General features: G+C 66.6%; 22 protein-coding genes. 6 read left to right on the top strand and 16 right to left on the bottom strand.

Annotated elements, in window-relative coordinates; all coding sequences use genetic code 11:
- Positions 1-9: 9 nt before the first annotated feature.
- The 11 genes from EJP69_RS09200 to EJP69_RS09150 all read right to left on the bottom strand — a co-directional run bounded on the left by EJP69_RS09200 (position 10) and on the right by EJP69_RS09150 (position 9,529).
- Positions 10-1,008 carry a tyrosine recombinase XerC gene (locus EJP69_RS09200; protein WP_126469599.1) on the bottom strand — a complete coding sequence of 333 codons (999 nt, stop codon included), beginning with the start codon at positions 1,006-1,008 and terminating at the stop codon, positions 10-12.
- On the bottom strand, positions 992-1,627 hold the full coding sequence (locus tag EJP69_RS09195) for a YdcF family protein (protein ID WP_206169307.1): 636 nt from the start codon (positions 1,625-1,627) through the stop codon (positions 992-994). The genes EJP69_RS09200 and EJP69_RS09195 overlap by 17 nt, the downstream gene beginning before the upstream one ends.
- Complete coding sequence (locus tag EJP69_RS09190) at positions 1,624-2,328, bottom strand: DUF484 family protein (protein ID WP_093196977.1); 705 nt, start codon at positions 2,326-2,328, stop codon at positions 1,624-1,626. Before EJP69_RS09190 ends, EJP69_RS09195 begins: the two co-directional genes overlap by 4 nt.
- Positions 2,325-3,200 carry a diaminopimelate epimerase gene (gene dapF / locus EJP69_RS09185; RefSeq protein ID WP_126469597.1) on the bottom strand — a complete coding sequence of 292 codons (876 nt, stop codon included), beginning with the start codon at positions 3,198-3,200 and terminating at the stop codon, positions 2,325-2,327. Before dapF ends, EJP69_RS09190 begins: the two co-directional genes overlap by 4 nt.
- A gap of 80 nt (positions 3,201-3,280) precedes the next feature.
- Positions 3,281-3,595 (bottom strand): GNAT family N-acetyltransferase, encoded by a 315-nt coding sequence (locus EJP69_RS09180; protein WP_126469595.1) that lies wholly within the window; start codon positions 3,593-3,595, stop codon positions 3,281-3,283.
- Positions 3,596-3,655: 60 nt separating this feature from the next.
- Positions 3,656-4,477: an alpha/beta fold hydrolase gene (locus tag EJP69_RS09175; protein ID WP_126469593.1), complete on the bottom strand. Its 822-nt coding sequence runs from the start codon at positions 4,475-4,477 to the stop codon at positions 3,656-3,658.
- Between the two features lie 83 nt (positions 4,478-4,560).
- Complete coding sequence (locus EJP69_RS09170) at positions 4,561-6,162, bottom strand: MFS transporter (RefSeq protein ID WP_093196988.1); 1,602 nt, start codon at positions 6,160-6,162, stop codon at positions 4,561-4,563.
- The gene (locus EJP69_RS09165) at positions 6,155-6,553 is read right to left on the bottom strand and encodes a DoxX family protein (RefSeq protein WP_093197255.1); all 399 of its coding nucleotides are present in this window, start codon (positions 6,551-6,553) and stop codon (positions 6,155-6,157) included. Before EJP69_RS09165 ends, EJP69_RS09170 begins: the two co-directional genes overlap by 8 nt.
- An 11-nt stretch (positions 6,554-6,564) precedes the next feature.
- The gene (locus EJP69_RS09160; RefSeq protein WP_170217122.1) at positions 6,565-8,460 is read right to left on the bottom strand and encodes an amidohydrolase; all 1,896 of its coding nucleotides are present in this window, start codon (positions 8,458-8,460) and stop codon (positions 6,565-6,567) included.
- A gap of 95 nt (positions 8,461-8,555) precedes the next feature.
- Complete coding sequence (locus EJP69_RS09155) at positions 8,556-8,849, bottom strand: DUF1427 family protein (RefSeq protein WP_126469589.1); 294 nt, start codon at positions 8,847-8,849, stop codon at positions 8,556-8,558.
- Between the two features lie 26 nt (positions 8,850-8,875).
- Positions 8,876-9,529, bottom strand: coding sequence for a hydrolase (locus EJP69_RS09150; RefSeq protein WP_126469587.1), 654 nt, complete (start codon positions 9,527-9,529; stop codon positions 8,876-8,878).
- A gap of 178 nt (positions 9,530-9,707) precedes the next feature.
- On the opposite strand from EJP69_RS09150, the gene EJP69_RS09145 reads away from it, so the two are divergent.
- Positions 9,708-10,619 (top strand): LysR family transcriptional regulator, encoded by a 912-nt coding sequence (locus tag EJP69_RS09145; protein WP_093299703.1) that lies wholly within the window; start codon positions 9,708-9,710, stop codon positions 10,617-10,619.
- Between the two features lie 25 nt (positions 10,620-10,644).
- Here EJP69_RS09145 and EJP69_RS09140 read toward each other — a convergent pair whose 3' ends face one another.
- Positions 10,645-10,986, bottom strand: coding sequence for a hypothetical protein (locus tag EJP69_RS09140; protein ID WP_126469585.1), 342 nt, complete (start codon positions 10,984-10,986; stop codon positions 10,645-10,647).
- A 22-nt stretch (positions 10,987-11,008) separates the two neighbouring features.
- Positions 11,009-11,638, bottom strand: a complete 630-nt coding sequence (locus EJP69_RS09135) for a 2-hydroxychromene-2-carboxylate isomerase (RefSeq protein ID WP_126469583.1) — start codon at positions 11,636-11,638, stop codon at positions 11,009-11,011.
- Positions 11,639-11,723: 85 nt separating this feature from the next.
- Here EJP69_RS09135 and EJP69_RS09130 point away from each other — a divergent pair, with 85 nt between their 5' ends.
- The gene (locus tag EJP69_RS09130; RefSeq protein ID WP_126469581.1) at positions 11,724-12,911 is read left to right on the top strand and encodes an MFS transporter; all 1,188 of its coding nucleotides are present in this window, start codon (positions 11,724-11,726) and stop codon (positions 12,909-12,911) included.
- 13 nt (positions 12,912-12,924) lie between these two features.
- On the opposite strand, the gene EJP69_RS09125 is transcribed toward EJP69_RS09130, so the two are convergent.
- Positions 12,925-13,494, bottom strand: coding sequence for a DUF3455 domain-containing protein (locus tag EJP69_RS09125; RefSeq protein WP_093197004.1), 570 nt, complete (start codon positions 13,492-13,494; stop codon positions 12,925-12,927).
- 916 nt (positions 13,495-14,410) lie between these two features.
- Here EJP69_RS09125 and EJP69_RS09120 point away from each other — a divergent pair.
- Together EJP69_RS09120 and EJP69_RS09115 are read left to right on the top strand one after the other, a co-directional pair.
- Complete coding sequence (locus EJP69_RS09120) at positions 14,411-15,415, top strand: M35 family metalloendopeptidase (protein ID WP_126469579.1); 1,005 nt, start codon at positions 14,411-14,413, stop codon at positions 15,413-15,415.
- Between the two features lie 73 nt (positions 15,416-15,488).
- Positions 15,489-15,866 carry a hypothetical protein gene (locus EJP69_RS09115; protein WP_126469577.1) on the top strand — a complete coding sequence of 126 codons (378 nt, stop codon included), beginning with the start codon at positions 15,489-15,491 and terminating at the stop codon, positions 15,864-15,866.
- 32 nt (positions 15,867-15,898) lie between these two features.
- Here EJP69_RS09115 and EJP69_RS09110 read toward each other — a convergent pair whose 3' ends face one another.
- Entirely contained in the window at positions 15,899-17,539 is a 1,641-nt protein-coding gene (locus EJP69_RS09110; RefSeq protein WP_240652096.1) for an MFS transporter, read from the bottom strand.
- Between EJP69_RS09110 and EJP69_RS09105 the strand changes: the two genes are divergently transcribed.
- Both EJP69_RS09105 and EJP69_RS09100 read left to right on the top strand, forming a co-directional pair.
- Entirely contained in the window at positions 17,493-18,485 is a 993-nt protein-coding gene (locus EJP69_RS09105) for a LysR substrate-binding domain-containing protein (RefSeq protein WP_126469575.1), read from the top strand. The two genes, EJP69_RS09110 and EJP69_RS09105, sit on opposite strands and share 47 nt — an antisense overlap.
- A 382-nt stretch (positions 18,486-18,867) precedes the next feature.
- A complete protein-coding gene (locus EJP69_RS09100) occupies positions 18,868-19,245 on the top strand; it encodes a hypothetical protein (protein WP_126469573.1) in 378 nt (125 codons plus the stop codon).
- Between the two features lie 97 nt (positions 19,246-19,342).
- Here the strand turns inward: EJP69_RS09100 and EJP69_RS09095 are convergent, their stop codons facing one another.
- Positions 19,343-20,455: a serine hydrolase domain-containing protein gene (locus EJP69_RS09095; protein WP_126469571.1), complete on the bottom strand. Its 1,113-nt coding sequence runs from the start codon at positions 20,453-20,455 to the stop codon at positions 19,343-19,345.
- Positions 20,456-20,472 lie beyond the last annotated feature (17 nt).

Genomic DNA, 20,472 nt, shown 5'->3' with positions numbered 1-20,472 from the left:
TGTGTTTGCTTACTTGTCTTTGTCTTCCCGGGCCTTGGCGCGCGGATGCGCCGCGTCGTAAACCTTGGCCAGGTGCTGGAAATCCAGCCGCGTATAGACCTGCGTGGTCGCGATGTTGGCGTGGCCCAGCAGCTCCTGCACCGCGCGCAGGTCGCTGCTCGACTGCAGCACGTGGCTGGCGAACGAATGGCGCAGCATGTGCGGATGCACCGGTGCCGCAAGGCCGGCCTTGAGGCTGCGCTCGCGCAGCAGCTTCCACACCGCCTGCGACGACATCCGCATGCCCTTGGCACTGATGAAGAGCGCGCCGGCGGCCTGCGGGTCGCGCAGCCGGGCCGTGGTCAGGCCAGGGCAATCGTCGCGCACCGCGAGCCAGTCGCGCAGCGCCTCGGCCGCCTTGCCGCCCATCGGCACGATGCGGCGCTTGCTGCCCTTGCCGAGCACGCTGGCCTCCATCGCATCGAGATCGACCCAGCCGCGCGCCGTGTTGCTCGCCCGCACGTCGAGCCCCGTGAGCTCGCTCACGCGCAGGCCGCAGCCGTAGAGCACCTCGACGATCGCGCCGTCGCGCGCCTCGGTCCACGGGTCGGCCTCGGGGTCGTAGAGCTCGGCGAGCCGCACGGCGTCATCCACCCCCAGCGCCTTGGGCAGCGGCCGGCCGGCCTTGGGCGCGTGCACGTCCTGCACCGGGTTGAAGCCGACCAACCCCTCATGCCCCAGCCAGCGGTAGAAGCTGCGCCAGCACGACAGCACCAGCGCAATGCCGCGCGGCTCGCGCCCGGCGCTGTGCAGCTGCGCCATCCAGCGGCGGACGTGGGCGGTCTGCACACGGTCCAGCGGCAGCTTCGCCTCGTCGGCGTGCTCGCGCAGGGATTGCAGGTGGAAGGCGTAGAGCTCGACCGTGCGCGCCGCGAGCCGGCGCTCGACGCGCACGTACTCCAGGTATTTTTCGATCCAGTCCGGGGAAGTCGTCGGAGCGGATGCAGCCGGGTCAGAAGAGATACCCATGCCCGGCATTGTTGATGATGGCCGCCGGCTCGCGCAATGCGCCCTTCGAGAACGGCCCGAGCGCCTGCCAGCAGGAGGTGGGCGCCGCCGCGTACTGCACGTCGAAGCTCTTGTCGAAGCCGCTCATCTTCACCAGCCGCTCGACGCGCCACAGGTGGAACGGCTCCGACACGATGACCACGCTGCGCACGCCGGCCGCCAGCAGCAGCGGGCGCGACAACGACAGGTTCAGCCGGGTGGAGGTCGACGCAGGCTCCAGCACCATCGGCCCGGTGAATCCCGAGGCGATGGCGTGCTCCTGCATCGTGATGGCCTCGATGCGGCTGTCCTCCAGATCCACGCCACCCGAGAAAGCCAGCTGCCTGACCAGCCCGGCGCGCGCCAGCGCCAGGGCGGTATCAACCCGCCCTGTGAGGCACGGATGGGGCTTGCCGTCGAGGTAGGCGCGGCTGCCGAGCACCAGCGCGGCGTCGGCCTGCCGCTGCGGCGGGTGCGCCAGCAGTTCTTCGGAATGACGCCAGATGAAAGCGCCGACGGCCGCGTACACCAGCGCCACGACCGCCAACCCACAGGCCAGCGCGACCTGCCAGGGCCGCCGCAACCAGCGCGGACGTTTCAAGGACGCAGCCGCGAAAGCGCGCCCGAGGCCAGCTCGGCGATGCGCTCGAGAAAATCGGTGCCCATTTCGGCGTTGAAGCGCTGCGCGTCGGGCGAGGCCAGCACCAGCAGGCCGAAGGCCGGCGACTCGGCGTCGGGGCGCAGCGGAATCAGCGCGATCGACATCGCGGCCTGCGGCTCGGGCAGCCAGTTGGCGGCCTCGAAGCCCGAATTGAGCCCGCAGTAGGGCGAGGTCAGCGAGGTGGCCAGCGCCTTCACGTCGTCGCTCACCCACTGGGCGTAGGCCTCGTTGAGGTATTCGCTGCCGCAGTCCCACACCTTGATGGCCGTCTGCGGCACCAGGAAGAGCGACTGCAGGTCGACCGCGATGCGGTACGGCAGGCTGCGCGGCTCGCGGGTGGTGAGAAGGCCGCTGGTCCAGCGCTGCAGGCGGTCGGCGATCACGACGTTCTCGGTGCCGTGGCGCATCATGTCCATCAGGCGATGCTCCAGCGCCTTGATCTTCTCGCGCAGCATCTCGGCCTGACGCTCCTGCAGGCTCACGGCACGGTTGCCGTGCGGGCTGGTGAGCTGCACCTGCGCCAGCAACTGGGCATGGCGCTCGAAGAAGTCGGGCGTGTTCGCCAGGTAGTTGGCGATGTCGTCTTCGGTGATCGGGTTCATGGCGTTGGCGTCGTTGTTGTTGCTCGTGAAGTTGGTCATGGCAGCTCCGGCACCTCGATGTCTCCCTCGAAGACCGTGACGGCCGGCCCGGTCATCAGCACCGGCTGGCCCTCCCCCTGCCACTCGATCGTCAGCACGCCGCCGTGCGTCTGCACGTCCACGCGGCGCTCCAGCAGCCCGAGGCGGATGCCCGCCACCACCGCCGCACAGGCGCCGGTGCCGCAGGCCAGCGTTTCGCCGGCGCCGCGCTCGAACACCCGCAGCCTGATGTTGGAACGGTCGACCACCTGCATGAACCCCGCATTCACCCGCTGCGGAAAGCGCGGGTGGTGCTCGATCTGCGGGCCCTGCTCGGCCACCGGGGCGGTGTCGACGTTGTCGACCACCTGCACGGCGTGCGGGTTGCCCATGGAGAGCACAGCTACTGAAACGATAGCGCTGCCGGCGCGGGTGCCAAGGGCCAGGTGCCACTTGTGCCAGGCGCCTTCGGGCTGCGGGTCGAGCCCGGCGGGGTCGAAGGGCACGCGCGCGGGTTCGAAGACGGGGGCGCCCATGTCGACCGTCACGCGGCCGTCGCCGCCCATGCGGGGTTCGATCACGCCGGAAAGCGTCTGCACGCGCACCTGCTTCTTCTCGGTCAGGTGGTGTTCGCTGACGAAGCGCATGAAGCAGCGCGCGCCGTTGCCGCACTGCTCCACCTCGCCGCCGTCGGAGTTGTGGATCACGTACTGGAAGTCGACGCCTTCGGCAGGCGAAGGGCGCACCGTGAGGATCTGGTCTGCGCCGACGCCGAAGTGGCGGTCGGCCAGAAAGCGGTATTGCGCGGCGCTGAGGCCCAGCGTGCCGCGCGTTTCGTCCAGCACGACGAAATCGTTGCCGGCTCCCTGCATCTTGGTAAAGCGGATTCGCATCCCGGGATTATCGCCACGGCCATCGCCCCTGGCGACCATGGGCCCAAGCCCTCCCCTGCAGCGCCGGGAAGCCGGGCGTCTCAGAGACCGAGCAGCGCGCGGCCTTCGTCGGACAGCAGGTCGTGCGTTTCGGGGTGCGCGCGCATGTAGGCGGCGAACACGGGGCACTGCGGAACCACGCGCAGGCCACGCTCGCGCGCGGAGGCCAGGCCCGCGAGTACCAGTTGCCTGGCGACGCCCTGCCCTTGCAGCGCCTCGGGCACCAGGGTGTGGACGAAGGTGATGACGTCGCCCGCAAGGGTGTAGATCGCGACCGCGCGCTCGCCTTGCGATGCGAACTCGAAACGGTGCTTCGACGGATTGTCCTGAACGACAGGGGAAGGAGGCGTGGTCATGAAGATGGTCTCGAGTGGGGAAGAAGGCGTCCGCGCATGCGCCGCGGACGCCACGGACGATCAGCCCTGGATGAACGCCAGCAGGTCGGCGTTCACCTGGTCCTTGTGGGTGGTGCAAGTGGCGTGCGGCGCGCCTGCATAGACCTTGAGCTGGCTGCCCTTGATCATCTCGGCCGCGAGCTTGCCGGTGGCCTCGAAGGGCACGACCTGGTCGTCGTCGCCGTGGATCACGAGCGTGGGCACGTCGATCCTAGCCATGTCGGGGCGGAAGTCGGTTTCCGAGAACGCGGTCACGCAGTCGATGGTGGCCTTGATCGAGGCCTGCAGCGCGATCTGCAGGGTCTGCTTGAAGACGCCCTGCGACACCTTGGCGCCGGGGCGATTGGTGCCGTAGAAGAGCGTGCTGAAGTCGTCCAGGAACTGCGGGCGATCGGCGGCCAGACCGGCGCGAATGCCCGCGAACAGCGAGGCGTCGGGGCCCACCGGGTGGTCGGCCGTCTTCATGAACAACGGCGTCACGGCGCTGATGAGCGCGAGCCTGGCCACGCGGGCGCTGCCCTTGCGCGCGATGTAGCGCGTCACGTCGCCGCCGCCCATCGAGAAGCCCGCGAGGATCACGTCCTTCAGGTCGAGCTTCTCGATCAGCTCGGCGATGTCGTCGGCGAAGGTGTCGTAGTCATAGCCTGTCCACGGCTGGCTCGAGCGGCCGAAGCCGCGCCGGTCGAACGCGATCACGCGGTAGCCGCGTTCCGCGAAGAACAGCATCTGGGCATCCCACATGTCGGCGCTGAGCGGCCAACCGTGGCTGAAGAGAATGGGCTGGCCCGAGCCCCAGTCCTTGTAGTAGAGCTCGGTGCCGTCGCGCAGTGTGAGAGTTGTCATGGTTTTCAGTGAAGTCAGGTGAAGGGAAAGAAGGGAGGAAAGAAAGTCTTTCCTCGAAGTCCGGCGGCAGCCGCCGGAGAAAGTCAGAGCGCAAGAAAGTGATGCACCTCGGGCTTGTCCGGCCCGATGTGGAAGCGCAGCACGTCGCTCTGCAGGTCGGCGTCGGCATGCGACACCCGGTGGTGCTGGCGCAGATGCTCCGCCCACGACTCGACCAGGAACCACTCCATCACCCGCTCCGGGTCGGCCGTGTGCTCGTGCACGCCCCAGGCGTAGGCGCCATCGCGGCGGCGCTCCAGGGACAGGCGCTTCATCGCATCCAGGAACGCAGGGCGGTCCTCCTTGCGGACGCGGTACTCGACCTGGATCATCACCGGCCCGCGGTCGTGCGCCACCGGCTCGGCCAGCAGCGGCTCCGGCCAGTGGTTCGATGCCTGCAGGTCGGCCTCGCCGGCCGGCAGCCGCACGCGGTGGAAGACCAGGCCCGCCACCACCAGCCCCACGGCGCCGGCCACCAGCGTCATCGGCACGCCGACCTGCTGCGCCACCAGGCCCCAGCCCAGGCTGCCGGCCGCCATCGCGCCGTTGAACACCGTCAGGTACACGGCCAGGCCGCGTCCGCGCACCCAGTTCGGCAGGATCGACTGGGCCACGCTGTTGAGCGTGGTCAGCGCCACGATCCAGCCCAGGCCCAGCACCAGCAGCAGCGCCACGGCCAGCCACTTGGGCGGCGCGAAGACCAGCGCACCCATCACCGCAGCGGTGAGGAGCGAGGCCAGCAGCATCATTCCGTCGGCATCGAGCCGGGCGCGAAGGCGCGGCATCACCAGCGCACCGCCGATGGCGCCGGCGCCCACCGCGCCGAGCAGTACGCCGTAGAAGCCGGCGCTGCCGCCGAGCATCTGGCGCGCCACCAGCGGCAGCAGCGCCCACACCGAGCTGGCGAACAGGAAGAACACCGCCGCGCGCAGCAGCACCACATGCAGCTCCTTGCTGGCGCGGGTGTAGCGCATGCCGGCACGGAAGGCGCCCAGGAAGTTCTCCGAAAGCGCGGTGTCTCCAGCCGGCGGACGCTTCCACCACAGCAGCGCCGCGATCACGAACACATAGCTCAGCACGTCGATGCCGTAGGTGGCCGCCGCGCCGAAGCTCGCGAGGATGAGCCCGCCCGCCGCCGGCCCGATGGAGCGCGCGATGTTGATGCCCAGCGAATTGAGCGCCACCGCGCCCTTCAGGTCGGAGCGCGGCACCAGCTCCGGCACGATCGACTGCCAAGTGGGCCCCATCAGCGCCGCGCCGATGCCGCCCACGAATGTCAGCGCGATCAGGTATTCCACCGTGAGCGCGCCGGTGTGCGAGAGAACCAGCAGCGTGCCGCTCACCGCCGCCAGCACCAGCTGAACGAAGATCAGGAAGCGCCGCCGGTCGAGGATGTCCGACAGCACACCCGCCGGAATGGCCAGCAGGAAGATCGGCAGCGTGGCCGCCGTCTGGATCAGCGCCACCGCCGTCGGGCTGGCCGACAGGTCGGTCACCAGCCACGAGCTGGCCACGTCGCGCATGAAGCTGCCGATGTTGCCGAGCACCGTGGCGGCCCAGAGCACCGCGAAGACCGGCTGGCGAAGAGGCGCGAAGGCTCCGGGTTGCGGAGCCGGCGCTGTTGCGCCGTGCGAGGTATCAGACATGTGCACGCTCCTTCAGGTCGAGCCAGGCGACGAGCAGGAAGCCGCCGACCAGCCCCAGGTGTTCGAAGAAGGAGTTTGCCGCCATGAAGCGCTCCTGCCCGACGGGCATCTGCCAGAAGCGCAGTGCCACGAAGGTCGCCATCAGCGTGAAGCCGGCCAGGGCCAGCGCGCCGAGCCAGCGCAAGCGACCGGTGAGGATCATCGCGGCGGCGCCGAGCTCCAGCACGATCACGGCGATCGCCATCGGGACGGCGGGCGAGAGGCCGAAGTGGTTCATCTCGGCAATGGCCGCCGGGAAGTCGAAGGCCTTCTGCAGGCCGCCCTGCAGGTAGGCCGCGCACAGCAGCAACAGGGCGATCCAGCGCAGCAGGGGTGTGGTTGTCCAGCGCATCGTCATCTTCCTCACACCGCCCAGCATGCGCAGCCGAGTGCGCCCCAGAAGCTCTTCAGGTCGCCAACGGGCAGCTTGCTGCTCCAGGCCGTGGCGTGGCTGTGGCCGTGCACGTTGCAGTTGTTGGCGCAGCCGCAGGACATGGCCGCATTGCGCATCACCTTCTGCAGCGGCGCTCCTTCCTTCTTGTCGGCCCAGCCGGCATAGCCGCCGAAGGTGCGCGCGGGCGACCAGTCGGGCATGGCCGGCGGCACCGAGCCTTCGTCATGCGAGGCGAAAGCACCGGCGCCGTAGACCACCTTGCCGCCCACCATCGTCAGCAGTGCGGTCGTGTCGGCGATGTCCGATTCGGGGCAGGCGAAGAAGTCGCGGTCGGGCACCACGAGGTCGGCGAGCTGGCCGGCCTGGATGCGGCCCTTCTTGCCCTCCTCGTTCGAGAACCAGGTGACGTTCTCGGTCCACATGCGCAGCGCCTGTTCGCGGTCGAGCAGGTTGCGCTGCGGCGTGATCTGCAGGCCGCCCACCGTCTTGCCCGTGACCAGCCACGACAGCGACACCCACGGGTTGTACGAGGCCACCCGCGTCGCGTCGGTGCCGGCCGAGACCTTCAGGCCGCGCTCCAGCATGCGCTTGACCGGCGGCGTGGCCTCGGCCGCGGCGGCGCCGTAGCGCTCCACGAAGTATTCACCCTGGTAGGCCATGCGGTGCTGCACGGCCACGCCGCCGCCCAGCGCGGCGATGCGGTCCATCGACTTCTCGGAAATGGTCTCGGCATGGTCGAAGAACCAATTCAGGCCGGCCAGCGGGGTGTCCTTGTTGACCTTCTCGAACACGTCGAGCGAGCGGCTGATGGTCTCGTCGTAGGTGGCGTGCATGCGCCAGGGCCAGCGGTTCTGCGCCAGGATGCGCACCACGCCTTCGAGGTCGCCTTCCATCTCGGGCGCCATCTCGGGGCGCGGCTGGCGGAAGTCCTCGAAGTCGGCGGCCGAGAACACCAGCATCTCGCCGGCGCCGTTGTGGCGGAAGTAGTCGTCGCCCTGCTTGTACTTGGAGTTGGCGGTCCAGTTGAGGAAGTCTTCCTTCTCCTGCTTGGGCTTCTGCGTGAACAGGTTGTAGGCCAGGCGGATCGTGAGCTGGCCGTCGTCGGCGAGCTTCTGGATCACTTCGTAGTCGTCGGGATAGTTCTGGTTGCCGCCGCCCGCGTCGATGGCGCCGGTCACGCCCAGGCGGTTGAGTTCGCGCATGAAGTGGCGCGTGGAATTGAGCTGGTAGTCGAAGGGTAGTTTCGGGCCCTTGGCCAGCGTGGCGTAGAGGATGGCCGCGTTGGGCTTGGCCAGCAGCAGGCCCGTGGGGTTGCCGGCGCTGTCGCGCACGATCTCGCCGCCGGGAGGCGCGGGCGTGTCCTTGGTGTAGCCCACGGCGCGCATCGCGGCGCCGTTGAGCAGCGCGCGGTCGTACAGGTGCAGGATGAAGACCGGCGTGTCTGGCGCCACCGCGTTCAGCTCCTCGATGGTCGGCAGGCGCTTTTCCACGAACTGGTGCTCGGTGAAGCCGCCCACCACGCGCACCCATTGCGGTGCGGGGGTGATGGCCACCTGACGCTTGAGCATCGACATCGCATCAGCCAGGCTGCGCACACCGTCCCAGCGCAGCTCCATGTTGAAGTTCAGGCCGCCGCGGATGATGTGCAGGTGGTTGTCGATCAGCCCCGGCAGCACGCGCTTGCCCTGCAGGTCGATCACGCGAGTGGCGCCGCCGGCCAGCGGCAGCACGTCTTCGGCCCGGCCCACGCGGGTGAAGCGGCCGTCCTTGATGGCCACGGCGTCGGCCACCGGGTTGGCGCGGTCCAGCGTGGTGAAGCGGCCGTTGTGCAGGATCAGGTCTGGGGTTGCGGTGTTGGTGGTCATGGTGTCGGAGAAAGAGGCGACCGCGAGGCCGGGGGCTGCGAGGGTGGCGCCGAGCGCTCCGAGGAGGCGCCGGCGGCTGGGGTCTGCGGACGGGTTCATGCGTCACGCCTTCCGGAGGACGGGGCCTCGGCGGTGTTCGCGCCCGCCGGCTGCGCGCACTTCGGCAGTTCGCCGAACACGTGCGGCTTGACCTGGTGGTGCAGCCACGAGGTGGCCACCGCGTCGGGCTTGATCACGCTCTTGATGAGCGGCGGGATCTGCTCGCCGAGCAGGATCCCGAGAAGCCCCACCAGGGCGATGACCGGCGGCGCCGGCGAGCGCACCTGGAAGAGTGCGTAGATCACGCCGACCAGGAGGCCGAGCGCGAGCGACAGGACATAGGGCTTCATGATCTCGTCGGCCTCGGTGTTGTCGATCAGCCTTCGTGCGCGCCGAACATGGTCTTGGCGTAGGTCACGCCCAGGCCGTAGGCGCCGCCCACCTTCTTCGCGATGCCGGTGGTCAGCTCGTAGGTTTCGCCGCGGGCCCAGTCGCGCTGCAGCTCGAGCAGGTATTGCAGCGAGGTCATCGGCTGCGCGCCGGCCTGCACCATGCGCTCCATCGCGCGGTTGTGCGCCTCGGTCGACACGTCGCCGCAGGCATCGGCGATCACGTACACCTCGAAGCCCTGGTCGAGTGCCGACAGCGCCGGGCCCACGATGCACACGCTGGTCCACAGGCCAGCCAGCACGATGCGCGGCTTGCCGATCTGGTTCACGCGCTCGATCACGGCGGCGTCTTCCCAGGTGTTCATCGAGGTGCGGTCCAGCATCTTCTGGCCCGGGAAGGCGTCGGTGATCTCGCTGAACATCGGGCCCGAGAAGCTCTTCTCGGCCACCGTCGTGAGGATGGTCGACACGCCGAAACCGGCCGCCGCCTGCGCCACCAGCGCGGCGTTGTTGCGCAGGTTCACGGCGTCGATGGAGTGCGTGGCGAAGGCCATCTGCGACTGGAAGTCGATCATCACCAGCGTGTGGTCGGTGGGGGTGAGCAGCTTGGCGCCGGCGGTGGGGGTGGCTTTGATGGACATGTGAAAAACTCCTATGGGTTGGTTGAATGTTCGATCTGATTCACAATCGCTTCCGGAGAGAAATCTCCTTGGCATGGAACGAATCATCGTGGGCCAAGAGGCCGTCATCGACGAAACTTTTCATATTCAACGTTCGAATTTTTCGAACATAGATTTTCCACCCTCCACGGGCCATCGCATGCTCAAGCTCAGCCTGGAAGCCATCGAGATCGTCGATGCCATCGCGCGCCACGGCTCCTTCGCCGCAGCCGCCTCGCATCTGAACAAGGTGCCCTCCACCATCTCCTATGCCGTGGGCAAGCTGGAGGAGCAGCTCGGCATGCTGATCTTCGAGCGCAACGGTCCGCGCGTGAGCCTCACCGCCGCCGGGGAAGAAATGCTCAAGGAAGGCCGCTGGCTGCTCGGCGCCGCGAGCGACCTCGAATCGCGCATGCGCCAGATCGCCACCGGCTACGAGTCGGAAATCCGCCTGGTGCACGACTCGCTCATTCCCACGCAGGCCCTCATCGGCGACATCCGCGCCTTCGAAGACCTGCGCTGCGGCACGCGGCTGCGCATCGGCTGCGAGGCGCTCACCGGCAGCTGGGAGGCTTTGCGCGAGGGCCGCGCCGACATCGTCATCGCCGCCGGCGACGGCCCGGCCGGCGGCGGCTACCAGGCCGTGACCGTGGGCAGCCTCGACTTCGCCTTCTGCGTGGCGCCCACGCACCCGCTCACGCGCCTGGGCCGGCCGCTGCAGCGCGGCGACCTGCTGGAGTGCAACGCCATCGTGGTGGGCGACAGCGCACGCACGCTCTCGGAACGCACCGTCGGCCTGCTGGCCGGCCAGCCGCGCATCACCGTGCCCTCGATGCCCGCGAAGATCGCCTGCCAGGTGGCCGGACTGGGCCACGGCTTCCTGCCGCGCGCCTGCATCGTCGACGAGCTCAGGCGCGGCACGCTGGTCGAGCTGCCCACCGAGGAACCGCGCGCTCCCGAAGCCTTCTGGCTGGCCTGGAAGACCGGGGCGCAGGGACAGGCGCTGCGCTGGTGGCGCGAGCGGATGAACCGCACGCTGATACCGGCGCTGCTGCCGCGCTCGGCCTTCTGAGTCGATGCGGCGACGCCTTCTGGACCTATCCGGATGCTCTCGGATAGTCGGACACGAAACCGCCAGCCGTCGGATATCTCGTAAAGAACCACATGGAAGTCTCGTCATCCAGACGGATGCAGAACAGCTTCTCGTCGAGATCGATCAACCTCAGCCCGTAGGCGTAGATCTGCTCTTCGACGTCGTCGAGCAGCGAAAGCACGCCGTCGTCGACGAGGCTGTTGTACTCATCGATGAGCGCGACCAGCTCTTGCGGAAACCGGTTCTCGAGAACTCGGGCGGAGAAACAGTACGGGACGTCTTCATCGGCCCTGTAGTCGATGACGGCAAAGACCTCTCCGTGCTTCGACACGATACGGTCGATCATCGACTCGGCCTTTGCAGGGCGCTCAGCCCGCCGCGCGCAACTTGTCCAGCGCCCGGTCGAGAAACGCGAGCCGGTCCTGTCCCCAGAAGCGCTCACCATTCAGGATGAAGGTCGGCGCGCCGAACACGCCCGCTTCCACCGCCTCCGCGCTGTTCGCGCGGTACACCGCCAGCACCTCGGCCGACTGCTCCATCGCCTGCAGCGAGGCGCCGTCGTAGCCGTTCTCGTCGGCCACGGCGATGCGCACCTCGGCCTTCGAGGTGTCGCGCTCCTCGGCCCACAGCGCGCGAAGCAGCGCGTGCGACAGCGGTTGCGCGTCGAGGCCCCGCAGCTGGGCGGCGATCACCATCCAGCCCGGGTACTTGTTCCAGTTCGGATCGGTGGGCGCGCCCTTCGGGTAGTGCGCGGGCTCCAGGTTCATCGGCATGCCGAGGTAGTCGCTCCAGCGCGCGAGCTCGAGCGCGTGGTACGTGCGGCGCGGCTCGGGGCGCGTCTTCAGCGGAATGCCGCCGGTCTGCGGCACCACGGCCTGGAAGTCGTAGGGCTTGAGCGTGAGCCGCACGTGGTGGCGGCGCACGATGTCTTGAAGCTGGGGGCCGCCGAGGTAGGCCCAGGGAGAGGAGAGGCTGTAGTAGCAGTCGAGCGCGATCATGTTTCGATTATCTTCAGCGCATGCCCGCCCTCACCGCGCCTCTCACCCTTCTCCCCTCGGGGTCTGCGCGGGACATGACGGCGCGATGAAGTTCCCGGCCTTTCTTTTCTCGCTGTTCCTTTCCAGGCTCGCCGACCAGATCCTGCTGTTCCTGGTGCCGCTGGTGGTGTTCCAGGTGACGCAGGACGTGGCGTGGTCCGGCTACGCCTTCGCTGCCGAGACGCTGCCGCGCTTTCTGTCGTTTCCCGTCTGCGGCGCGCTGTGCGACCGCGTGTCGCCGCTCAAGCTGCTGCGCGGCAGCCAGATTCTTCGCGCGCTGGTCTGCGTGCTCGGCGTGCTGGCCAACGAGGCCATGGGCGGCATCGGCTGGCTGGTCGGCCTCTCGGCGGTGTGCGGCGTGCTCACCACCCAGGGCGTGATGGCCCGCGAAGTGATGCTGCCGCAGATCGCCACGCAGCACGGCTTCGACAAGGTGCTGGCCTATGCGCAGACCGCCGAACAGACCGGCACCGTGCTCGGCCCGCTGGTGGCCGCTGCGCTGTTCGCGCTGTGGCCGTGGCAGGCGGTGGTCGGCGCGGCCGCAGGCTTCTTCCTGCTGGCCGACGTCGCCACCTCGTACTGGCGCCGCGGCAACTCCGTGCGGCTGCACGAGCCGCAGGGCGCGCCGGGCCACTTCCTGCAGCCCATCATCACGGCCCTCGGCCACGTGCTGCGCCTGCCGGGACTGCTGCGCCTGACCATGCTCACATCCGGCGTCAACCTGATGCTCGGCACCACCCTGGCATCCGCCGCCGCGATGGTCACCGGCCTGCACCAGCGCTCGGCCACCTACTACGCCGGGCTGCAGACGCTCGGGGCCGTCGCCACCATCGCGATCCTGCTGGCGATCATTCGCGGGTCGATCCCGCTCAGGCGCATGGGCGTCACCGCCTACGCACTGATACTGGCCGGCGGCCTGCTCACCGCCGCGAGCACCAGCCACTGGGGCTATGCGGCCGGCTTCCTGCTGGTGATCGGCTTCGACAAGATGTTCAGCATCTACATCCGCATCCACCGCCAGCGGATCATTCCGGCGCAGGACTACGGCAAGACCACCGGCGTGATCGTGCTGCTGAACAACCTGACGCAACCGCTGGCCGGGCTGATCGTGGGCGCGTTCGCGGATGCGACGCAGACGCGCGGGGTGATCTTTGCGGTGTGCCTGCTGGTGGGGGCGATCGGTGTTGCTTCGGCCGTGGCCGCCCGCAGGAAGACCGGCGCCACGCAGGCCTGACCGCCCCCTGCGCTCAGGACGCCTTCCAGAAGATGTAGTCGGCCTGGTACTGCACGACCTGTTTCTGGCCCTTGGTGGCCGGCGTGCACGGCACATTCGCCGGCGCCACACCGCCTTGCAATGCCACGCGCTGGATATAGGTCACGCCCGTCATCGCACCGGTGCCCACGGCCGGATTCGCCTTGACGAGCTGGAACGGCAGGCTCGTTGGCCCCGAAGGCGCCACCGCCAACTGCGTGGCCGTGAGCTTCGAGCCATCGTTCGACTCCCAGGTGGCCGGCGGGCCGTAGTACTTGCCGACCTGCTTGCCGCCGCGGTCCCACAGCTTGGCGTCGGGGCCGACGAACACCCATTCGGTCTGGCCGGGCGCATTGGCCTTGTCGCGGCACTCGTAGGTGATGTCGCCCTTGCCCACGGTTTCCATGGCGACCTTGTTGCCGGCCGGCACCTGGATCGTCGGCGGCAGGCTCGACTGGTTGAATGCTGGGGCCATGGAGCCTGAAGACATCGAGCCGCATGCGGTGACGAGCACGGCAGCGGCCGGGACGACGCCGAGCGCGGCGATGAGACGGGTGGTGTGCATGAGGGTTCTCCTGGTTGTAGATGGGTAGACGGACGGCAGCAGCTCCTCGCTGCTGGGGCGTTTACGCACTGGAGAGGGGTTCGGATGCAGCGGGGGGATTTCACCTTTTTGTTGTGGGGGTAAGGCCCGCACAAATCGAATGCGAGTCGGGCCGTGAAATACGAGCGGAGGATTGACGATAGACAACAGTGATTTCCGGCGTTGGCGCGTACACCTCTCGGGTCATCAACTCAACAGGGGTACTGAATGGATCGAGAACTTCACGGCATGAGTCGCAGGCACCGTCCTGCAGCGTGCAAATCCGGCTTCTGGCTTTTGCCTGTCGCCCTAGCGATGTCGGCCGCTTCCTTCGCTCACGCATGCAGCCCGATCAAGGCCGCCTACGTGTACTTCGAAAAGAACTCCGCCTCTGTGTCCGCCGCACGGGTGTCGAAACTGGCGCACTGGATGGCGGATCTTCGGGTGATGTATCCGAACCATGGGTCCATCACCCTCCACGCGATGACCGAGCCCGGGGAGCATCCATCCAATAGCCTGGGAATGGAACGTGCACACAACGTCGCCCGTGTTCTCAGGGACAACCTTGGACTCGAAGAGGCGAAGGTCCGGCTCCCTGAGCGGTCCCACGTGGTCGCGCCTTCTTCGTCAAAGAACCTAAGAGGAGAGAAGCAGCAAAGTGTGCTTGGCGTGGACGTCGAATTCCTGCCGGCATGCCCCCACGAATGCCCTTGTCAAAGGGACGACCCGCTTTACAAGCCGCCTTCGCCGCGATGAGGAAAAAGCGCCACATAAAGAGACGCGTTCTTCCAATCAAAACGCCGATGCCCGTGAAAAATTTCTAGCCGGCTGACACTAGTCCACAGTGTCAACACTGACATCCTTCTACAACTCCCGGACACAACAGGGAGGTTTCAGGATGATGCGCAAATTTCTCGTAGTCGGCGATCCGCCGACTACCGGCGGCCGAGTGTTGCCTTACGACGGCCCGATGATCGATATGCACGGCCATCGAGTCGCCTTGATCGGAGGCAGGGCCTACTGCGAAGGCTGCAACGGCATTGGCATCATCGCCAAGGCCGGAGGGCCACGGCGTCCGCAGTTCATAGCGGAGATAGCACTGGAGGGCGACGTAGTCGTGTGCCAATGCCCGGCCCCCCAACCGATCATCTCCGCGCAGCCGCATTCAGCAGAGTACGACGACGGCGCTCACACCGCGCACGCGGGTTTGAACAGCAATCTGATCGCATCGCCAGGATGGTTTTCTGGAGATCCCGAGACGGTTGCTGCAAGCAAGAAGCTGGTTGATGCCGTCGTCAAGCATCCTCGCGAAGCCGAGCAGACGGAAAAAATCTGCCCCAACATGACCAACAAGCAGTTCTGCGACAAGATGCTGGAATTGCGAGACAAGGCAATCTATCTCATTGCGCAGAAGCGCCTCCCCGAGTTGGAACGCTGGGATGCCGATGACATTTCGAGGGTAGAAGAGTGGTTTGGTGTCGCAGACCACTCAATGCGGGAATACCTACGGAAAGGCTTGGCATCGTGCGAAAGCGTGCTGAAAGGGATGACCTGCAAGAACTTCATTCGGCTTACGCCTGAAGGGAAAGGGCTCAGCTGCATCGTGCCCAAGTATGACGATGAGACGATTGCAATGGTTTGCAAGCCGGATCTTGCAACGCGAACCATCGCAATCAATATCCCGTTTTGCGATCTGCGAGACCTTTCCGCAACTCATGATTCACAGCTCTCGACGCTCATCCACGAAGTAACGCACTTCGACGACACTTTTAGCAGCCTCGATACGATTTATCACTTGAGCCAATCTCGTGCGGCAGCAAGACGCGACCCAGCGGGAATGAAAAGAAACGCGGACAGTATTGCCGGCTATGTTGTGTGGGGTGAGGTCTTCTATGCGAGCTAAGTGGCTTCTGATACTGACTCTGGTCGCAGCTTGCAGCCACGTCGCGGCATGTCAGCGAATCATTCAGATCACTTTGACGTTTGCAGATGGTTCTGCTGAACTCGATCAGGCCCAGATCGAACGGCTGACGGGTTGGGTCAGTCGTGCCGACGCGATGTTCGCAATTTATGAAAGTGCCGGCGTAGAAGCTGGAGCGACTGTCAAGTTGCCGAGCAGAACATCGGAAGACGCGATGCGGCTCGCAAGAATGCGAGCCGACAACACGACGCGTGCGTTGACGGGCCTCTTTCCCGTGCCCATCGAGGTCGAGCAGTTTTCGCATAGCTACCGAGAGAGAAAGAGTACAGACCCTGAGGTCAACGACTTCGCGGCGATACAGCTTTATCCGAACCTCAAGACCTCGAAGCTGCCAGGGTGCAATCCCGGCCGACCGGATGGTTTGGAGCGCTGATGCAAGACGGGTCGACCTGCCCTGCAGGTCGACTAACTCCGCTTGAGGCCCACCCCCTGTGCCACCAACGTCAACACGGCAAACCCAAGAATCACCCACACCCCCGCATAAAGCATCCCCAACTCCGTCCCAGGCCCAATCGCCGCAGTCAGCACCGCCAACCCGCAAGCCCCACCCACCTGCAGCGAGCTGTTCAGCAACCCGGCCGCCAGCCCCTGCTCATCGTCGGCCACGCCGTTCGTCCCCGCCACCATCAGCGCCGAGATGCTCAGCGCGAACCCCAGCCCCCACAGCACCGAAGCCGGCAGCAGCACGCCCCACAGATCAGGCTCGGGCCCGATGCGCAGCATCAGCAGATAGCACGGCACGAAGGCCAGCAGGCCGACCATCAGCACGCGCGTCACGCCGAAGCGGCTGATGAGCGCGCCGATCTTCGGGCCGATCACCACCACCATCAGCCCGGCCGGCAGCAGCACCAGCGCCATCTGCCACGGCTTCCAGCCCTGGATGTTCTGCAGGTACAGCGCGATCAGAAACTGGAAGCCCATCGCGCCGCCGTACAGCAGCGCGGCGCTGATGTTGGCGGCCACCAGTGCGCGGTTGCGGAAGATGCCCAGCCGCACCAGCGGCTCTTTCACCGTGCGTTCGATGACGACGAAAGCCGCCAGCAGCGCCGCGGCCACCGCGAAGCCGATGAGGGTGCGCGGCGACGACCAGCCCGCCTCTTCCACCGACACCACGGTGAACACCATCAGCAGCATGCCCGCCACCAGCGTGACGGCGCCGCCGATGTCGAGTCGCGGCCGCTGCGCTCCTTTCACACGCGGCGCATCGGGCGGCAGGTAGCGCAGCGCGGCGAGCAACAGCAGCACCGCGACCGGAATCGGCAGCACGAAGATGTAGCGCCAGTTCAGCGCCGCCAGCAGCCCGCCGATGAGCAGGCCCGACGAGTACCCCGAGGCCTCGAACAGGTTGAAGATGCCGAAGGCCTTGTTGCGCGCCGGCCCTTCGGCAAAGGTGGTGGTCAGCAGCGACATCGCGGCCGGCCCGGTGAAGCCCGCCGCCATGCCTTTGACGAAACGCGAGACGATCAGCAACCCCGCGTCGGTGGCGAAGGCGCCGCCCACCGACACCAGCGCGAACACCGCCAGCCCCGTCACCAGCACTCGCCTGCGGCCGAACAAATCGGCACAACGCCCGCCCAGCAGCAGAAAACCGCCGAAGGCCAGGATGTACGCGCTGACCAGCCACTGCGCCGTGGCCGCGCCGATGCCGAAGGCATGCTGGATCTCGGGGATTGCCACCGCGATCATCGAGATGTCGAGCCCATCGAGCAGAATCACGCCGCTGAAGATGAGCAGCGCGATCCACATGCGCGCGGGCCAATGCAGGGGGTCCTTGTTTCTCTCCGTCGCGGCGACACCGACAACATCAACAACAACAACAGCAGCGCCCTCATCGTCAGGGCGCGCGTCGCGCGGGTTCAGGCTGGCAGACATCCGATTGCTCCAATCAATCCATGGTTTCTTGATTGGCCCGATCGTCCCGCGCCCGCCCCGCGATGAGAAACGAGTAGTTCTCAACGAACCGTCAAACGGAGCTTGAAGATCGATGGCATCCACGCCGATGACGAACAACAGCAGCAGCAATAGCAGCAACGGCAACAGCCGCATGCTCCCCGGCACCCGCGCCCTGCGCACCTTCGAGGCGGCCGCGCGGCACCTGAACTTCACGCGCGCGGCCGACGAAGTGGGGCTCACGCCCGCGGCCGTGAGCTACCAGATCAAGGAAATCGAAGACCAGCTCGGCGTGGTGCTCTTCACGCGCACCAGCCGCAGCATCCAGCTCACGCCCGCCGGCGCCGTGATGTTCGAGGCCACCGCCGACGCACTCGACAGCCTGCACCGCGCCGCCGGCCGCGCGCGCAAGCTCACGCGCAGCGCGGCGCACCTGCGCGTGTCGCTGAGCGCGCGCTTTGCCACCAACTGGCTGCTGCCGAGGCTGCCGAAATTCAGGGCCGCCAACCCAGGGCTGGAGCTGAGCTTCGACATCGCCGACGAGCTGCGCGACTTCGAGGCCGACGACATCGACATTGCCATCCGCTTCGGCACCGGTAGCTACGAAGGCGCGCGCGCCGACCGGCTGTTCGACACCCTCATCGTGCCCGTGTGCAGCCCCAGGCTCATCGAGACCGGGCCGCCGCTGAACGAGCCGCGCGACCTGCTGCGCCACAACCTCACGCTCTGTTTTGTCGACTGGAAGACCGACACCATGACCTGGCCCGACTGGCGCATGTGGATGGCCGCGGCCGGCGTGGACAGCAACGACATCGACGACAGCCGGCTCGTGGGCTTTACCGATTCGAGCTTCGTGGTGCAGGCCGTGCTCGAAAGCGGCGCCGTGGGGCTGGCCGACCTGGACATGATCGCGGGCGACCTGGCGCAGGGGCGGCTGGTGCGGCTGTTCGACGTCGGCGTGCGCATGGCGCAGCCGTATGCGTACTACCTGGTGTGTCCGCAGGGGAGCAGCGAGGATGCGCGGGTCGTGGCGTTTCGGGAGTGGATGCTGGGGGAGATGAAAGATCGTGGCGAGGGCCCGCCAGACGGGGCGGCCGCCTGACGATCCTGACCAGCTCGAACACGACCTGCTCGAAGGGAAGATTTGAACCGCGTCAGCACGCGGCGCATCTTCGAATTCAAAAACTCCAGCCAGCGTGAAAAATCTGTAGCCGGTTGACATTGGTCCACAGTGTCAACACGCGCATCCTTCTACAACTCCCCGACTCAGCAAGGGAGGTTTCAGGATATGCGCAGAGTTGTCTTGGTCGGTGATCCACCGGCCGCTGGTGGAAGGGTGCTGCCTTACGACGGCCCGATGGTCGATTTCTTCGGCCATTGGCCCGCGCTGATTGGTGTATGGGGTGAGCCTTATGAAGGCTAAATGCATCGCCTTGCTGTCCGTAGCGCTGACTGTCTGCCAAGCATCAGCATGCAGCTATATCGTGCAGACACAACTGAGTTTCGAGGGAAACTCAGCGGCACTGGATCGATCGCAGGTCATCAAGCTTTCCCAATGGCTGGATCGCTCCTATGCAAATTTCTCCACGTACACGCGTGCCTCGATCGAGGTCGGGGCATCCGGTGCGGCGCCACACGAGGCAAAGGCGTTGGCTGAGCAGCGTGCAGCCAATGCAGCGAGAGCGCTGCGCATGCTGTTGAAAACCGAGCTTCCGATTACCACCGTCGCTCGTGGGTACAGGTCACCCGTGAATGGCCTGGATGACAGTAACGATTTCGCCTCGCTCCAGCTCTACCCGGACGTCGAGGGCCTGAAACTGCCGGACTGCAACCCAGTCCCGATTCCCGGTTTCAAGCGGTAGACGTGCGCCAAGACGCTTTCATGCTGCAAGGGAATTGAAGGCCCCTCAGCGTCACCCTCGCAGCTCAGCCCTCGCTCAGCCCTCACTCAGCCTTCACTCAGTGACAGGGAGCAGCCGCAATCATGCGGACCGCGCGCAGAAAGTCCTTCGGCGCGACCCAGCTCACATTCCAGTTGCCCGCCACCGGCACCTCGCGCTTGTGCGCAACCACCATCTGCCGTTTCGGAATCACGAGGATGTACTGGCCATGGACGCCCCAGGCCATGTAGGCGCCGCTCAGCGGCGAGCCTGGAGGCTCTTCCAGCAGCCACCAAAGGTAGCCATACCCGAAGCCCCGGCGAGCCGTGTGCGGCGGATGCATGTCCGTGGAGGGCGTTCGCTGCTGCGTCATCTGCCTGACCCAGTCGGCCGGAATCAGTTGCTGCCCACGCCAGTTGCCCTCTTTCAGCATCAGGTAGCCCAGCCGCGCCATGTCGCGGGTGGACAGGAAGAAGGGGTAGGCCAGGTGCTGCGACAGCCTGGCATTGCCGCTTCGCTTGTGGCGGGCCAGGTCGAAGTCTTCGAGCGCAAGGGGCGTCGCGAGGTCGTCCGCGAACGTCCGGTAGATGCTGCGTCCGGTCAGCTGCTCGAACACCGTGCCGGCCGCGTTGAAGTCCCAGTTGTTGTAGAGGAAGTAGCTTCCGGGCTTCTGTGACCCGCGTGCCGGTGCGGCGGACGCATCGTCGCCACCGTTGGCTGCCGCGTGATAGACACCGGAGCGCGCCGAAAGCAGGTCGCGCACGCGCGCCTGGCGCTCGACCGGCAGCAGGCCGCCGATGTCGTCGATGCCCAGGTCGGCAAGAGAGCGGTCGAGATCGATCGTGCCGTTCGCCACGTACTTGCCGTACATCATCGACAACACGCTCTTGCGCGCGGAGAACACGATGCTGACCGTCTGCACGGGGCCGTAGCTGAACAGCACGCGGCCGTCCTGCACAGCCATGAGGGCGGTGGAGTCCAGCGTATGCAGGTAGTCGCGCGCCGCATCGAGGTCGCGCCGACACGCATCGCTCAGGGACGATGCAGGAATAGCTTGCCACGAAGCGGCCGGATAGGTGGCCGCATCCGCGGCAGCGGGCGGCCTCTCGAGCGTCGAGGTGCATGCGCCCGCCACCATCAAGGCGGCGCAAGCGCAGCAGAGCGCCAATGCGCGCATCAAGGTTCGTTGCATGACTGGGGGTTACCGGG

The sequence above is a fragment of the Variovorax gossypii genome, from assembly GCF_003965815.1.
In the GTDB taxonomy this organism is placed as follows: domain Bacteria; phylum Pseudomonadota; class Gammaproteobacteria; order Burkholderiales; family Burkholderiaceae_C; genus Variovorax; species Variovorax gossypii.
The sequence above is the reverse complement of the archived record's forward strand: the minus strand, read 5'-3'. Positions and strand labels throughout refer to the sequence as shown.